We start from the raw sequence: 14,985 nt of genomic DNA, 5'->3' as shown, positions 1-14,985 counted from the left end.
TCCCATGGTCCGGTAAGTCTCGCCATAATCTCAGGGGGTGCGGCGTGCCAGACTCCGCGGAAGAACGCGTTCAGGCAGCAATCAAAGGCGTGATCGAAGCAAACTTGGCAAGGGAGCGCGTCTTCGACGAGGCGGGTTCAGGCGACGCGGGTACAGGCGACGGGACTGCAGCGGTCTCTCACCACTCGAACGGCATCATCTTCAGTAGGTCAACCAACAGAACGTCTCATTCCAACGGCATTTTTTCAGCCGGACCGGCGCGGTCGAAATCGAGCCCGCCGTCCTCGAGCAGTCTGAGGCCATAAGCGGGTTGGCTGAATTGGATGAGGTGGCGTTCAATGCGTTCACGGAACGACTGATCCGGCTGCAGCAAGCCAAGGCGGCCACGCAGAACAAGCACATCGGGCAGTGACCGAGAGCCCATGGGAATGGCGTCCTGACGCCGGCGCGTGGACCGCCTCGCTGATCGAGAGGGTTGACCGGTGGATGCCGGTCCAGACGTTGAAGCTGGACGCCGAACCCGTCCGTGCCGTCATCGTCGACAATGCGCTCGTAGCCAGTCCGTGGCTACGCCATCCCCTCATGAGTCGGCTTACTAAGCCCGAGCCCGTGGACGGCAGCCGCGACGTCGCCCTCGCCGCTTGGGCCGCCGCGAGCACCGCGGCCGATCTGGGCGCTGTCGAGCTGACCGAGAAGATCGTGTTGTGGACAGGTGCGGGGGACGAGGTGGTCGACGCCGGTCGCCACGAACTCGAGGCACTCGGCGCACTGGTCGCCCAACCTGCACCTGTCCCGCTCGGGCTCGATCTTTGGTGTCGGGCCACCGGCGTCGTCACCCCGGGTTCGTGGCCGTCGCTGCCGTCGTCGGCGGTCGTTGAACGAGAGCCGGAGATCCAAGTGTCGATCGGGCGCTACCTGCGCACGGTGGGCGTGCTGGCCAACCGCTGCCCCGACCTGATGAGTTGGATCACGTCGGCCACTGCTGTCGTCCGTCCGCTCGCGCCGATCGCCGACACGGCGCGAAGTTGCCACGACCCCGACGTTCCCGGTCTCATTGAAGCCGACATCTCCAAGGGGACCGCGCAGACCATCGAGCTTGTGGTCCACGAGACTGCGCACCACCACCTACGTACCGCGCAGGCGGCTGGCGACCTGGTCGATCCCGCGCACGACGGCACGTACACCTCGCCGCTACGCGCCGAACCCCGTCCGTTGTTCGGAATCCTGCTTGCTTACCATGCACTCGCGTACATCTGCGTCGCCCTAGCCGAGGCAGCCAAGGCAGGCATCATCGCCCCCGAGGTCGACGAAGCGGTCGCGAAGGACCTCGGCCGTCATCGGGACGACGCACGGGAAGTTCTGCAGAACGCCGGCTCTCATCTCACCGACGCCGGTGCCGCCTTCGTACTCCGCACCCACGGAGTAGCCGATCATGTCCTCGCCTGAACGCATTCACCTCCTGCCTACTCGCAGCCAGGAGTCGGCGCCAGACCACGCCTCTCAGGGGACGTAATGAAGTAACAAATACGTGATCGAGAGCATCATCGCAGGTCACAGACCTGTGGAGGGTTCGAAACGCGCAAGTTATTTCATTTCGACTCCTCAGTTTGCCGGAAAATCTCTCGCGTTCGTCTTCAAAATTGCATCTCGGTGCAACCTCGACTGCAGCTACTGCTATGTTTATAATAAAGGTGACAATACCTGGCAGGACCGCCCGGTCGTCATGCGCGACGACGTCGTCGAGGCGGCGCTTGGTCGCATCGAGGCGTGGTGCGAGGCGACCGGCCAGCGGCGAGTGCGGATAACGTTCCACGGCGGCGAACCCCTGCTCGCCGGCCGAGCACTTGTGGACCGCTGGTGCCGGCGCATCCGAGAGCGGCTGGCTGGCACGGCCCGGGTCGACTTCAACCTGCAGACCAACGCCACCCTGATCGACGACGACTGGGCGGAGCTCTTCGTCGAGCACCGCATCGAAATCGGCGTGTCGATCGACGGCCCCGCGGAGATTCATGACGCCGCCCGAGTGGACCGGCGCGGCGCCGGGTCGCATGAGCGCGTGGTGAGCGGAATCGACTGTCTGAGAAGACACGGCGTAGGGATGGGTGCGCTCGCAGTCGTCCAGTTCGGAGCCGACAGTGTTTCGATCCACCGGCACATCACTTCGCTGGGTTTCCGCACCATGAACTACCTCCTCCCCGACTTCACCCATGACACTGTGGCCGAGGTGCGCCGGGCCCACGGCCCGACACCGTGTGCAGACTACCTACTACCGGTCTTCGACGAGTGGTGGGTCAACGACCCGGTGTCGACCAGAATCCCACTTTTCGTGGCCGTTTCGCGACTTGTGCTCGGTGGTCGCTCCAACATCGACATGGTCGGGAACGAACCGTTCGGATTCGTGTTCATCGAACCCGACGGCGCCGTCGAGGATCTCGACGCCCTCAGGGTCTGTCGGCACGGCATGGCTGGGACGGGCCTCAACGTGTTCGCCAACGACGTGTCCGACGTGGGCGCGCTCTCATCGCTGCACCGTGCGGCGATGTTCGACGGACTACCGGTGCCGACGGGTTGCCAGACCTGCCCGGAGGCGACCACGTGTTCCGGCGGCTACCTGCCTCATCGCTGGTCATCGAACGCGGCGTTCGACAACCCGAGCGTGTGGTGCGCTGACCTGCTCGCGCTGTTCGCTCACGTCCGTAAGCGCCTCGACGTCGACATCGAGGAGACCGCCCTGCGCCGCCAGGCTCTCGCCGAGATGACCCGAGTGGTCGTATGAGCCTGGACGACGTCGGCGAGGCCTTGACCTGGCTCGACGGGACCACGCTCATCGACACGCTCGACAGCGCCGTCGTCGACAGAACAGCGGAGGCCTTGCGGCGTCGGTCCGGCGCTGGTGCCGTCACCGCGATCACGCAGCTCGACGAGCATCGGCAGCGGCGCGTGCTGCGCGCGCCGGAAGTCACCCGGCGATTGCTGTTCGCCACGACTGGACCCGACGACGTCGAAGCTTTTCTCGCCGCGGCGATCGGGGTCGAGATGACGCTCGCCGGCAAGGGACCGCCCCCGACGAAACCTTCCTGGTCGGCACTGGGAGATGTCTGCGTGCGCCCGGACGGCACCACCGACGGGTGGCCGCAGCTGCCCGGCGACCGCACCATGGCGCTGGACTTCGGCAGCCCGAGAGGTCGCGGCATTGACCTGAGCGGACGATTCGAGCGTACGAACGCCTCCCGGCCGTCGTTCACCGTCGACCAGGTGAACACGATCCATCGACGCCTCGTCGAGACCATGTCCTCGCTTGCTGGGCTGTCGAGCGTCGTCGAGCCCTTCGTGCAGCGTGCCACCTGCGTCCTGGTGCTGCAGATCGATCCTGACGGCGCTGACCACGTCGCCTCGGGCACGAACGGCAACTACATCGGCCGGTCTCGTGACCAACCCGCACCACCCTGAGGCCTCGCTGGACTGTCTCGCCGAGGGCGTCGTCCATGAAGCCATCCACGGCCTGCTATACCGAGAGTGCCTGCAACGCCCGTGGGTGGGCGGCGACGCCGCTGTCGAGGTGCCGTGCGTCCGGTCGCCCTGGACCGGGCGCCTACTTCCCGTTCGACCGTTCCTGGAGGCAGTCCACGTGTGGTTCGGTCTCGCGCACCTGTGGGCGCTCGGGAGCAGAACGGCGGGTTTCGAGCCCCGCGCCGTCCGGGCCCGCCTCGTTCGCAGTGTCCGGGGTTTCGCCCAGGGCTCGGTAGCGGACCTGGTCCGGCCGTGGTGGCCGGACATCAGGCGCGAGGTCGTCGAACGGATCGACGGGCTTCAGGCACACGTCGTCGATGCGCTGCCGGACGTCTCGTGAAGAGCATCAGCGTCGTCGCGATGCCATGGGCGTCTCCGGAGACGCCGAGTATCCAGATTGGCATCCTGACCGCCGTCGCCGAACGCGCCGGGCTGCCCGTCAACGCCTACAGCCTCCAGCTCGAAGCGGCGGGCTACTTCGCCGGCAACGGCGCCCCGACGCTGTACGACGCCGTCGTGCGGCGCTGGTGGAGAGTCGGCTAGGTGAGTGGATCTTCAAGGATCCCGGGCGGCCGGTACAGGAGTGGAGCGACTACGTCGACTACCTGCGGCGGGAACAGGTGCCGGACGCGGTCGTCAATGCTGCATTGGGCATGAGGGAACTTACTGACGCGTTCCTGTCTGCGTCGGCCGACGAGATCCTCGCAACCGAGCCGGCGGTGGTCGGTTTCACTACGACGTTCTCGCAGACGGTGCCCTCGTTGGCACTTGCCCGCCGGTTGAAGTCGAAAGATCGCGACCTCGTCGTCGTGTTCGGCGGCGCCAACTGCGACGCCGAGCTGGGGACCGCGTTGCACCGGCTCTACGACGAGGTCGACTACGTCGTCCAAGGCGACGCCGAGCGTACCTTCGGGCCGCTGTGCACCGAACTGTTGGCCGGACGCCGGCCTGGGAGCGGTCCCGGCCTGCTCGCCCGTGGGAGCGGTGACGAGGGCTCACGCGTTCACCGCATCGCCATGTCGGAAGCACTGACCCCGGTGTACGACGAGTACTTCGAGCGGCTTGCCCGGTCGCCGCTACGCGAGTCGTTGTCGTCCCGGACGCGTCTGGTCGTCGAGACCTCCCGAGGGTGCTGGTGGGGGGGAGCGTCACCACTGCACGTTCTGCGGGCTGAACGGGTCGAGCATGACCTTCCGGGCCAAAGCCCCGGACCAGGTCGTGGACGAAATCGAGTTTCTCGCCCGCCGCCACCGCAGGGTGGAGTTCGACGTCGTCGACAACATCCTGGATCCCAAGTTCTTCGACAGCGTGTTGCCTGAGCTCGCCAAACGGCGCAAGGCCGGCCACGACTACCGCTTCTTTTACGAGATCAAGTCGAACCTCGTGCCCGACCAGGTCCGACAGCTTCGCGACGCGGGAGTCCACCGGATACAGCCCGGCATCGAGACGTTGAGCACACCCCTGCTGCGTAGTATCGACAAGGGTGTCGCCGTGTGGCAGAATATACGCTTCCTGCTCTTTGCGGCGCGCTACGAGCTGCTTCCGACCTGGAATATCATTTACGGGCTGCCGGGCGAGACCGACGAAGACTACGTGGCGATGGCAGACCTGGTGAAGTCACTTGTCCACCTCAAGCCGCCCGGGCTGGTCCGGCTTCAGGTCCAGCGGTTCAGCCCTTACTTCGACAAACCCGCGTCCCACGGCTTGCGGCTGCTCGGTCCCGCCGCCTACTACCGCCACCTGCACTCCGTGCCGGCGGACGAGCTCGCCGGCCTGGCGTATGCGTTCGAGTACGAGCACGTGGACGGGCACGACCCCGAACAAGCGGTCGCCCCGTTGCGTGACGCGGTCGACGCCTGGGACCGCTGCTGGACGCCCGGGCGCCACCGGTCGCTTCGATACGAGAGAGGGCCGGGGTTCCTGCGTATCCGCGACCGTCGCCCCTTGCTCCCGAGCCGCGACATCTTCCTCGACGACGTCGAGGCGGAGCTCTACCTCGCCTGCCTCGACGTCGCCACCCCGTCGAGCGCGGCGGGTCGCCTGCTTCGCGACCGCGACCTTGACCTCGATCCCGACGAAGTGCGAGCCTTTTTGACCGAGATGACCGATGCTCGCCTCGTGTTCCGGGATGGCGACCGGTTCTTGGCACTGGCCTTGCCACTGACACCCGACGCCGACCCGCCGGCCCGCTCCGCCGCGGCGCGCACGAGACCTCGCCTGCGCCTGGCGACCTCGGACCGAGATGGCAACTGACGTCGTGCATCTGGTGGCCGGAGGATCGCGATGACAGCAAAGACCTTCACCCTCGGGACCCACCGCGCGGTGGCGCCGGAAGAAACCGTCCGGCGGCTGCGCGGCCAGCTCGACATCTTCGGGATCACGAGAGTAGCGGACGTCACTGGACTGGACCGGATCGGCATACCGGTGGTGACTGCCTGCCGCCCGGCCGCTTACTCGCTGGCCGTCTCGATGGGCAAGGGCGTCACGCTTGCCGCCGCCAAAGCCTCGGCAATCATGGAATCCGTCAAGCTGTGGCACGCCGAACGGGCGAGTGTGCCGACCGTGTGGGGACCCGCCTGCGACCTTGCGCCGCGCCACCAGATAGCCGATTGGTCTGGCCTGGCTCGGGCAACCGGAGCGAATTTTGCGACCACGACACCGACGACGTGGGTGGCGGCCGCCTCGCTCGTCGACGGCACTGCGGCGCTTGTCCCGTTCGAGGTAGTGCACACCGACGGTCGAGTTCAGGAACCGCCAGGTAGCGGCTGGTTCAGCTGTACCTCGAACGGTCTGTCGTCGGGCAACAACGGCTTCGAAGCCAAGCTCCACGCACTCTGCGAGCTGATCGAACGCGATGCGATCACCATGTGGCGGCTTACCGGCGACGTCACCACGACCACCATCGATCTTGGCAGCGTCACCGACCCGGTCGGCAGGTCACTGCTTGAGCGATTCGACGAGGCTGGGATCGCTGTGATGCTCCACGACGCGACGAGCGATGTCGGCGTCGCCACTGTGGAGTGCACAGTCTTCGAGCCAGACGCCGACGACCAGGATCTCACGGTCTACGCCACGAGTGGCATGGGATGCCATCCCAGTCGAGACATCGCGCTGTGCCGTGCCGTCACCGAAGCGGCGCAGAGCCGTCTCACGCTCATCAGCGGCGCACGCGATGACATGTTCCGCGCCCGCTACCGCCCGAGCTCCGCTGCCGCCGAGCAGGCGCGACTGCTGCGAGAGCGATGGCGGGCATCGTTGCGCGGCGGCCGCGACGTCAGCGACCTCCCTGACCTCTCGACGAGCACGCTCGAGCGCGACCTGGAAGCCGTGGTGAGTGCGCTCGTCACCCGAGGCTTCGACCCTTGGTGGGTTGACCTCAGCCGGCCGGACACCGGCGTTGCGGTCGGCCGCGCGGTTGTTCCAGGTCTCGAGCCGCCCAGTGACGTGTCGGGGTACAGGCCGGGTGCTCGCGCTCGCGCCGCTGTCGAGGGCGTCGTCGGTTGACCGGGCCAGTGACTGGGCCATTGCCAGTCGTCTTCCTCGGCCCGACACTCGGCATCGACGACGCTCGCGCCGTTCTGGACGCCGAGTTCCTGCCGCCTGTTCAGCTCGGGGACGTGTGGCGGATCAGCCAGGAGAGACCGCCCACGATCGGGATCATCGACGGCTACTTCCACCAAGTGCCGGCAGTGTGGCACAAGGAGATCCTGTACGCTCTATCGCTCGGGATCCGGGTCTACGGGTCGTCGAGCATGGGGGCGCTACGCGGTGCCGAGCTGGCGCCCTTCGGCATGGTCGCCGTCGGTGACATCGCTGCGGGATATTGCTCCGGTGAGCTGACCTCGGACGACGAGGTGGCCCTTGTGCATGCAACGAGCAAGCACGGCTTTCGGCCGCTTTCGGAGCCCCTGGTGAACGTGCGAGCGACCGTAGCTGCCGCGACGGCGCAGGGCGTGGTCTCTCGCATGACCGGAGAGCTCGTCGTTCAGACCGCACGTTCGTTGTTTTATGCTGACCGCCGGTGGGAGCACCTGCTGAACCTGGTGCCGTGCCCCCCCGAACAGCTCGAGGCGTTGCGCGCGTGGCTGCCGCAAGGCCGAGTCGATCAGAAGCGGGCCGACGCAGTGGCCATGCTCGAACGGATGCGCGACGACCTCATGCCGTCGAGTAGCGAAACGACCTCACCCGCTGCGACTGAATTTACCCCCACCGTGCTCTGGAACGAAGTCGTGCGGCAGGAGACGCCTATCGCCAGCATCCTTGACGAGTTCCTCTTGGCCGTTCCGTTGGCACACACTGTGGCTGAGGGTATTGCGCGCGCGTCGTCCGGCGAATGGGTCGACTGGGTAGCGATCCTTTCGGCTGAACCCGACTGGCCCGAGTGCTGCCGCCGAGCAAGGCGGAAACGGCAGGTGTGGACTCAGTCCACCGACGATGATCAGAGCAACGCCGACAAGCTCCTTGCCTGGTTCTTCGGCGAGCGTCTGGGGTGGCCAGACGACCTCGGCGCCTTTCTCCGCGAGCGTGCTTGGACGGACGTCAACCGCGTCACCGAGGTCGCCGCCCGCGAAGCCGCTTTCCTCGCCGCCCGGTAGTCACGCCCGAAAATCGCCTCTGCCACTTTGTGCAACCAGAAACCTTACAGATCCGTGCAAGATCCGACTTCCTCCACCGAGCCGTTCGTACTCGGCGGCGATCCGGGTGAAGTGTTGCTGTGTCAAGGCGGCTCAGGAAAGCGCGTTACCCTTCGCCGAGGCAGGGACCATCCATCCGAGGCTTTCGGCCCGGCGGCGGGCGCGTTCGGGTTCGTCGGCCACCAGTGGGCCCGCCGGGCCGTCGACGTAGAAACTCCGCGGACGGTCGAGGAGGGAGAAGCCGAGACGGTGCAGGCACTTTGCCGCACCGGCCGCGGCCGAACCCGCGGGACGGGGGTGACGGACCTTCGTGTCAAACGTGGCCGCTCCGGTGAGCGGTATCCCCTCGGGCGACCCACTCGGTTGCCTGGGTAGTGCCTCGAGCCACTCCCGGATCCCGATTCCCGGCGACACGACGTTGCCCTCGGTCCGCCTGGTGGCGTCGTGCCGGGGTCTCGGGCCGACTCATCTCGAACGCATGGGTGGGCCCGCCGACGATGAGGAGCCTGACATCGTCGTTCAGGGCCGGGTCCGCGGTGCCGACCTCCACGAGTCCGACGTCCAACCACGTCGACAGGCCGATCGCGACGGCGTCCGCGATCACCCTGGTGTTGCCGAACATCGATTCATACACGACGAGGGCGCGCATCTCGTCCCACTCCTCACCCGGAACCTCGTACCGGAGCCTCGTGTGGTCCCGGCCGAGGGCGACGCCCGAATACCCGTGCTGTCCCGGCCGCCGTCGGTCTGTCGGCTGCCGCCGCGAGCTCCGGTCCTCCCGGTTCTTTCGGTTCTTCCGGTTCTTGCGGCCGTAGGGGTCTCCTCGGCCGTCGCGGGCGTCGACCCTCGATCCAGGTTCCAGACCAGTGTCATCCGTGGACGGCCACGCAGAGCAGGGTCGGACGGTCTGGTCAAACCGGACATTCGGCACGGTCGGCGGCTTCCCCATGGGCCGCCGCCGGAGGTTGGTCCGCGCCGCTGGGAGGCCCGGGCGGGAGGTAGGGCGGGCGTGCGATGAAACGAGCGAACGGGGTGCGAACGCGGTGTGAACGCGGTGTGGAGGTACTGGTCTCCGTAGCGACACCGGCCGGTGTGGTGACGAAGGTAGCGATGGTAGACAATCTCCTCACCATACGTCGTCTAGTGGGTCGCGCAGGAGAATGGATGATCATGGAGGAGTTGCCCGAGTGGGCCGCGGGGATCGATGTCAATCGCCCGAGCGCTGCGCGGATGTACGACTACGCGCTCGGCGGATCGCACAATTTCGCGGTGGACCGGGAGGCGACGCGCGCCGCCCTCGAGATCCTCCCGGATGCCCTGCTGATCGCCAGATCGAACCGGTTGTTCCTGCACCGGGCGGTGCGCTTCCTCGCTGCCGAGGCCGGGATCACACAGTTCCTGGATCTCGGCTCCGGGGTGCCGACGGTCGGTAACGTACATGAGATCGCCGAAGGGGTGAATCCGGAGGCCCGGGTCGTCTATGTCGACATCGACCCGGTCGCCGTCATCCACTTCCGGATGCTGCTCGCCGACAATCCGCGGGCCACGGTGCTGCAGGCGGATGTTCGGCAGCCCGCGTCGATCCTCGGCTCCAGCGCGGTGGCCGAGCTGCTCGATCTTTCTCAACCGATCGCCGTGCTCATGGTGACGGTTCTGCATTTCGTCCCCGACAGCGATGACCCGGCTGGCATCATCGATTCCTTCCGGGAGGCGATGGCGCCGGGCAGTTACCTGGCCATCTCGCATGTGATCGCGGACGAGCGGGCCGTAGAGATCAACCAGGCCAGCAAGGTCTACGACGAGACCCCCACCGGGGTGACCCCGCGTTCCCGTGCGGAGATCGCCGGTCTGCTCCGCGGATACGACCTCGTCGACCCGGGCCTGGTCTACCTGCCGGCCTGGCGCCCGGACGCGGCGGGCATGGGCGCCGATCCCCTCGCGGGCAACCCGGTGCGTTCCACGGTACTTGCCGCGGTCGGGCGCCGGTAGCTCGCCGTTCTTTGGCTGTTCTTGGCTGTTCTTGGCCTTTTATGGTTTTTCCTGGCTATCTCTTACTTTTCTTAACTTGTATTAGTTTTTCTTCGGCTTCCGGCGCTTTTCCGGCCAGCGGCCGAGGTTTTGTCACAGGGCGGGTCAGGCCCAAGGTTCGTCATGGTCCGGTAAGAAATGCGTGCGATGAGGAGTGCGTGCGGTGAGGTCCCTGCCCCAGACGGCCCGCCAGCAGGGCGTCGCGCGCTTCGCCCAGGCTTGGGCCCGAGAGATCCTCGGCGCCAGCTACCCGGCGATCGGCCTGATCGACGTCGAGCAGCGGTTACGGGCGTTGAGCGACCGGCTCGTCGACGCCCTGCTCGCCGAACCGTTCACGGCCGACCCTGCGGCCGCGGTCGGGGCTGCCGTCGTCGAGTACACCTTCGGCGCCGCGGACGCGTTGGCCGGAACCATCGAGATCTGTGGCACCAGACTGCTCACCGACCTACGACTCGGGACGGCCGACGGGTACGGCGCCCGGCTGGCGGCGTTGCAGGGCGGCCTGGCCCAGGGATACGCCCATGCGCTGCGGGAGCGGATCCTCGCCGGGCAGGACTCGATCCATCGCGCGGCCCTGCACGCGAGCGATGCCCGCTTCCGGCTGATCTTCACCGGCTCCGCGATCGGAATCCTGATCAATGACGGAGACGGACGGATCATCGACGCCAACGACGCTTTTCTGCGGATGCTCGGAGTCGACCCGGGTCAGGTGCGGGGCAGGTCAATCGACGAGTTCGCGCATCCCGAGGACGCGGGGGAGTTCCGGGAGGCCTATGCCGCCCAGCGGACCGCCGGACCGGAGCACATCCGGATGGAGCGGCGGTTCACCGGGATCGGCGGGTCGGTGGTGTGGGCCGAGCTGACCACGTCGTGTCTGCGCGACGACGACGGGCGGTGTCGTGCGCAGCTCTCCATGATCGTGGATGTGACCGACCGGCATCTGTTGCAGAGCCAGCTGCGCCGCCAGGCGCGGCACGACCCACTCACCGGCCTGCCGAACCGGACGGTACTCATCGAACGGGTCCACGAACTGATGGCCACGGGACCGGAACGTCGCATCGGGCTGTGCTTCATCGATCTCGACGGATTCAAGATGGTGAACGACAGCCTCGGCCACGACGTCGGCGACCGGTTGCTCGTCGCCGTCACGGACCGGCTGCGTCGGGTGCTGTCCCCGGAGCAGCTCCTGGTCAGGATGGGTGGTGACGAGTTCGTGATCCTCGTCGCCGACACAGCCGGCACGGCGGACGCCGTCGCCGTCGCCGAGACCGTGCTGGCGGCGCTGGCGAGCCCGCTGCGGGTGGGTGACCACGCGCTGTCCATCGGAGCGAGCATCGGCATCGTCGAACGGCCCGTCGCCGACGGGGACTACGCCGATCTGCTGCGGGCCGCCGACATCATGCTCTACCGGGCGAAGGCGGAGGGGAAGGGCCGCTGGGCCCTGTTCGACGCGGAGCGAGGCGTCCGGCAGGTGACCCGGCACACTCTGTCGACCATGCTGCCCCGCGCCCTCGAACAGGACCAGTTCGTCGTCGGGTACCAGCCGATCATCGCTCTCGGCGACGGTGCGGGTGCCAGGATGGCCGCCGGGGCGATGGTCGGGGTGGAGGCGCTGGTCCGCTGGCGGCATCCCGGCCTCGGTCTGCTGCCCCCCGATCTGTTTATCGGGATGGCGGAGGAGACCGGGCAGATCGTGCCCCTCGGCCGGCGAGTGCTGGAGCTTGCCTGCCGGCAGGCGCGGCAGTGGCAGGAGTGTCATCCGCACGCCCCGTTCGTCAGCGTCAACCTGGCCGCCCGGCAGACCCGCGAGGCCGGCCTGGTGGAACAGGTCCGACGCATTCTCGACGAGACCGGGCTTTCCCCGGACCTGCTCCAGTTGGAACTTACCGAGAGCGCCTTCATGGGCACGGCCGACGAGCCGCTGCGGGTCCTGCGCGGGCTCGCCGAGATGGGCGTGCGGATCGCTATCGACGACTTCGGCACCGGTTATTCCAACCTCGCCTACCTGCGTCGGCTGCCGGTGCACACGCTCAAGCTCGCCGGACCGTTCATCGAGGGCTTCCGCTCGGCGCGGGACGCCGACCCGGGGAATGAGGAGATCGTGCAGACGCTGGTCACGTTGGCTCACACCCTGCGCCTGACGGTGACCGCCGAGGGCGTCGAGACCCTGATGCAGGCCGAGCGGTTGCGCGCGGCCGCCTGCGACAGTGCGCAGGGCTTTCTCTTCGCGCCGCCGCTGACGGCCGAGGAGATTACCCAGAGGATCCTCACCCGGTCCGCTGGCTCGGACCGATCATCTTCGAGCCCCACGCGGGCAGTGCGGGCGGCATGGGCGCGCTGATCCCGTAGGACGCGCTGACCTCTCCACCTCCAGTGGATCTTCGGCGTGGGTGGCCTTGGCTCCTCCGGGCGGGGGCTCCTCCGGGGTGGTGCGGCGGTCGGTGATCTGCGGTCGACACCCGTCGTACGCTGGGAGTTTGGAGCCGGTAGTCCCGGGAATGGGCCGCGTGTCGATGTCTTCGATGCCTCGGTCCTCCTTGTCCTGGAGGCGGGGGTGGACGGGGGCCGCGCACCGGCCATGAGCCCAGAAGCCATGAGCCCAGACGAGGACAGGACCGCCCGTCGCCGGGTGGGCCGCGGGGGACTGGCGGCGGTGCTGCCCGGCGTGCTGGACGAGTTCGGGACGCTGCTGGGGCATAGTCCGGAGCGGGTCTCCGGTGTGCGGCGGACCGACGACGGCTGGTCGGTGCTGGCCGACGTCGTCGAGTTGGAGCGCATCCCGTCCACCACGAGCGTGCTCGCCACCTACCGGCTGGACGTCGACAGGGAGGGGAACCTCGTCGGTTACGAGCGGCTGCGGAGGTTCGTCCGTGGCGCCACCGACTGACCGCCACCGACTGACGAGGTTGCCGCGTGAGGTCGCCCATCGCGACAGCAGGAACCGGGCAGGGCCACGACCGTCGACCGCAGCCTCTTCGCCGGGCCGCCTCGTGCCCGGCCCTGGGGCGGTTCGCGTCCGGACTCGCTGGCCGACGTGTTGGAAAGGGTCCTCGACAAGGGGGTTGTGATCGTCGGAGACGTGGTCGTCAGCGTCCTGGACGTCGAGCTGCTCACCCTGAAGCTGCGGCTGTTCATCGCCTCGGCGGACACGGCGCGGGAGATGGGCCTGGACTGGTGGACCGCGGACCCCTTCTTCAACTCCCGGGCGCGATCTTTGGAGGAGGAGAACAGGAGGTTGCGGTCGCGGCTGGCCGAGGTCGAGCCCGCCGACGGGCGGTGGCCCGGGCGGACCGAAGACCACCCTGAGCGGATCGCCGACCGTCCCGCGCAGATCGCGAATCGTGCCGGGGAGGGTGTGGACGAGCCGACGGACCGGGATCCGGCGGACGCGGTCGAGCGGCTCTTCGACGGGGCCGGCCGGCCTGGCTGGCGCAGGGGGGATCGGCCTTGACGGGGTATCGGCCGCCGAGGAACGGGACACGAGGGAGTAGCGGCCATGAGCACGACGGCCGGGGCTGAGGATCTCACGGCCCTCGCCCGGCGACTCGCGCCTGAGATCGTCGAGGAGGCCGTCCGAGAGGCCCGCGAACTCGCCCGACATCAGATCGTCGAGTGCCTCGCCCGTGAGATCACCCGGGTGGTGATGGAGGGCATCCGGCCGGCCGTGACCCCGCCCCGGGACCTTCCTCCCGTTCCGGTCTCGCAGTCGGGGTCGGTCTCGCGGTCGGAGTCCGTTCCGGAGTCGGTTCCGGAGTCGACCGTCGAAACTGTGGGCGCGGTCGGGCCCGGCGTCCGGCCGTCCTCGCGCGCGTCCCGGACCGACCGCGGTCTTTACGCATACGGCATCATCCCCGCGGCGAGCGACACCGCCGGAATCGAGGGGCTGGGCGCCGGCACCGAGGTGGACGCGATCGCCTGCGGGCCGTTGTCACTCGCCGTCTCGGAGGTCGAGTTGAGCCTGCTGCGTGACCTCGAGGAGGACGTCTCCGACACCGGTCGCCTCGCCGTGCTGGCCCGCCGGCACGATCAGGTGCTGTGGGAGCTGCTGGAACGCGGCGGTGTGCTGCCGCTGCGGTTCGGCACGGTGCTCGCCGACCCGGAGCAGGCCCGGGCCATCCTCGACGACCAGGTACGGGACCTGCTCCGGATGCTGGACGCCGTCCGGGACGCTCGTGAGTGGGGATTCCGGGTGGATTCGCCTGTCCACCACCCGGCGGAGACCGTGCCCACGGTGGGTGTGGGTGGGCGGGCCGGCTCGGCAACCGGCTCGGGAACGGCCTATCTTGCCGAGCGGCGCCGGGAGCTGCAGGCGGAGCGGGACCGGCGTGACGAGATCGCGGCGATGGTCGATCGGGCGGATCGGGAGCTGGCCGCGCACACGCGGGATGACGCCCGTCGGCACACCGGTCGGCCGGGGCGGATGTTCGACTGCGCGTACCTCGTGCCGCGTTCGGAGGAGGAGGCTTTCCTCACCACGGCGACCGTGCTGACGCGGGAGCTGGACGCGGCGGGGTGCCCCGCCGAGGTGACGGGTCCCTGGCCACCCTACTCGTTTGTCCATATCACGCTGGGTGGTGACCAGCGCCTGGGTGGCACCTTCGACGGTCACGAGGACTCGCCCGGCGGTGGAGCGCCGGTGGTTGACCGGGTGCGCACCACTGACCGGGTGCGCACCGCCGATCGGGTCCAGGGTCCTGCCGGAGGACGGAATGGTGCTATCGGAGGACGGCATGGTGGCGGCGATGACTGAACTCGGCGAGGTGCCGGTTCCCCGGGGGGCCGTGCCGGGACGGGGCGCTGTGCGGGGGCAGGG

15 protein-coding genes are annotated in these 14,985 nt (G+C 68.0%); 13 read left to right on the top strand and 2 right to left on the bottom strand.

Annotated features, from left to right (window positions below):
- Positions 1–226 precede the first annotated feature (226 nt).
- Positions 227–400, bottom strand: a complete 174-nt coding sequence (locus ACY5KJ_RS07085; protein WP_462203026.1) for a hypothetical protein — start codon at positions 398–400, stop codon at positions 227–229.
- An 8-nt stretch (positions 401–408) separates the two neighbouring features.
- Between ACY5KJ_RS07085 and ACY5KJ_RS07080 the strand changes: the two genes are divergently transcribed.
- The 8 genes from ACY5KJ_RS07080 to ACY5KJ_RS07045 all read left to right on the top strand — a co-directional run bounded on the left by ACY5KJ_RS07080 (position 409) and on the right by ACY5KJ_RS07045 (position 8,105).
- Positions 409–1,446: an aKG-HExxH-type peptide beta-hydroxylase gene (locus ACY5KJ_RS07080; protein ID WP_462203025.1), complete on the top strand. Its 1,038-nt coding sequence runs from the start codon at positions 409–411 to the stop codon at positions 1,444–1,446.
- Between the two features lie 115 nt (positions 1,447–1,561).
- A complete protein-coding gene (locus ACY5KJ_RS07075; protein WP_462203024.1) occupies positions 1,562–2,776 on the top strand; it encodes a radical SAM protein in 1,215 nt (404 codons plus the stop codon).
- On the top strand, positions 2,773–3,450 hold the full coding sequence (locus ACY5KJ_RS07070) for a hypothetical protein (protein ID WP_462186874.1): 678 nt from the start codon (positions 2,773–2,775) through the stop codon (positions 3,448–3,450). Before ACY5KJ_RS07075 ends, ACY5KJ_RS07070 begins: the two co-directional genes overlap by 4 nt.
- Positions 3,428–3,850: a hypothetical protein gene (locus ACY5KJ_RS07065; RefSeq protein WP_462186873.1), complete on the top strand. Its 423-nt coding sequence runs from the start codon at positions 3,428–3,430 to the stop codon at positions 3,848–3,850. Before ACY5KJ_RS07070 ends, ACY5KJ_RS07065 begins: the two co-directional genes overlap by 23 nt.
- Positions 3,847–4,053 (top strand): hypothetical protein, encoded by a 207-nt coding sequence (locus ACY5KJ_RS07060; protein WP_462186872.1) that lies wholly within the window; start codon positions 3,847–3,849, stop codon positions 4,051–4,053. The genes ACY5KJ_RS07065 and ACY5KJ_RS07060 overlap by 4 nt, the downstream gene beginning before the upstream one ends.
- A 642-nt stretch (positions 4,054–4,695) precedes the next feature.
- Positions 4,696–5,763 (top strand): RiPP maturation radical SAM C-methyltransferase, encoded by a 1,068-nt coding sequence (locus ACY5KJ_RS07055; RefSeq protein ID WP_462203023.1) that lies wholly within the window; start codon positions 4,696–4,698, stop codon positions 5,761–5,763.
- A 30-nt stretch (positions 5,764–5,793) separates the two neighbouring features.
- The gene (locus ACY5KJ_RS07050) at positions 5,794–7,014 is read left to right on the top strand and encodes a YcaO-like family protein (RefSeq protein WP_462203022.1); all 1,221 of its coding nucleotides are present in this window, start codon (positions 5,794–5,796) and stop codon (positions 7,012–7,014) included.
- 20 nt (positions 7,015–7,034) lie between these two features.
- Positions 7,035–8,105 (top strand): TfuA-like protein, encoded by a 1,071-nt coding sequence (locus tag ACY5KJ_RS07045; RefSeq protein WP_462186869.1) that lies wholly within the window; start codon positions 7,035–7,037, stop codon positions 8,103–8,105.
- Between the two features lie 132 nt (positions 8,106–8,237).
- On the opposite strand, the gene ACY5KJ_RS07040 is transcribed toward ACY5KJ_RS07045, so the two are convergent.
- Positions 8,238–8,558 carry a hypothetical protein gene (locus ACY5KJ_RS07040; RefSeq protein WP_462203021.1) on the bottom strand — a complete coding sequence of 107 codons (321 nt, stop codon included), beginning with the start codon at positions 8,556–8,558 and terminating at the stop codon, positions 8,238–8,240.
- A gap of 756 nt (positions 8,559–9,314) precedes the next feature.
- Here ACY5KJ_RS07040 and ACY5KJ_RS07035 point away from each other — a divergent pair.
- From ACY5KJ_RS07035 to ACY5KJ_RS07015, 5 genes are all read left to right on the top strand, one after another.
- Entirely contained in the window at positions 9,315–10,133 is an 819-nt protein-coding gene (locus ACY5KJ_RS07035) for an SAM-dependent methyltransferase (protein ID WP_462203029.1), read from the top strand.
- Between the two features lie 202 nt (positions 10,134–10,335).
- The gene (locus ACY5KJ_RS07030; RefSeq protein ID WP_462203020.1) at positions 10,336–12,513 is read left to right on the top strand and encodes a putative bifunctional diguanylate cyclase/phosphodiesterase; all 2,178 of its coding nucleotides are present in this window, start codon (positions 10,336–10,338) and stop codon (positions 12,511–12,513) included.
- A gap of 252 nt (positions 12,514–12,765) precedes the next feature.
- The gene (locus ACY5KJ_RS07025) at positions 12,766–13,059 is read left to right on the top strand and encodes a gas vesicle protein GvpO (protein ID WP_462186865.1); all 294 of its coding nucleotides are present in this window, start codon (positions 12,766–12,768) and stop codon (positions 13,057–13,059) included.
- Between the two features lie 147 nt (positions 13,060–13,206).
- Positions 13,207–13,623: a gas vesicle protein GvpJ gene (gvpJ, locus tag ACY5KJ_RS07020; RefSeq protein WP_462186863.1), complete on the top strand. Its 417-nt coding sequence runs from the start codon at positions 13,207–13,209 to the stop codon at positions 13,621–13,623.
- Between the two features lie 45 nt (positions 13,624–13,668).
- Positions 13,669–14,922 carry a GvpL/GvpF family gas vesicle protein gene (locus tag ACY5KJ_RS07015; RefSeq protein ID WP_462203019.1) on the top strand — a complete coding sequence of 418 codons (1,254 nt, stop codon included), beginning with the start codon at positions 13,669–13,671 and terminating at the stop codon, positions 14,920–14,922.
- Positions 14,923–14,985: the final 63 nt, after the last annotated feature.

The organism is Frankia sp. CcWB3 (genome assembly GCF_977927595.1).
This window is presented reverse-complemented; position numbering and strand designations above follow the sequence as displayed.

Excerpts from the sequence above, each read along its gene's own strand:
- ACY5KJ_RS07025 (WP_462186865.1), top strand. The coding sequence starts at position 12,766 with ATGAGCCCAGACGAGGACAGGACCGCCCGTCGCCGGGTGGGCCGCGGG.
- ACY5KJ_RS07070 (WP_462186874.1), top strand. The coding sequence starts at position 2,773 with ATGAGCCTGGACGACGTCGGCGAGGCCTTGACCTGGCTCGACGGGACC.
- ACY5KJ_RS07055 (WP_462203023.1), top strand. The coding sequence starts at position 4,696 with ATGACCTTCCGGGCCAAAGCCCCGGACCAGGTCGTGGACGAAATCGAG.
- ACY5KJ_RS07015 (WP_462203019.1), top strand. The coding sequence starts at position 13,669 with ATGAGCACGACGGCCGGGGCTGAGGATCTCACGGCCCTCGCCCGGCGA.
- ACY5KJ_RS07050 (WP_462203022.1), top strand. The coding sequence starts at position 5,794 with ATGACAGCAAAGACCTTCACCCTCGGGACCCACCGCGCGGTGGCGCCG.
- ACY5KJ_RS07035 (WP_462203029.1), top strand. The coding sequence starts at position 9,315 with ATGGAGGAGTTGCCCGAGTGGGCCGCGGGGATCGATGTCAATCGCCCG.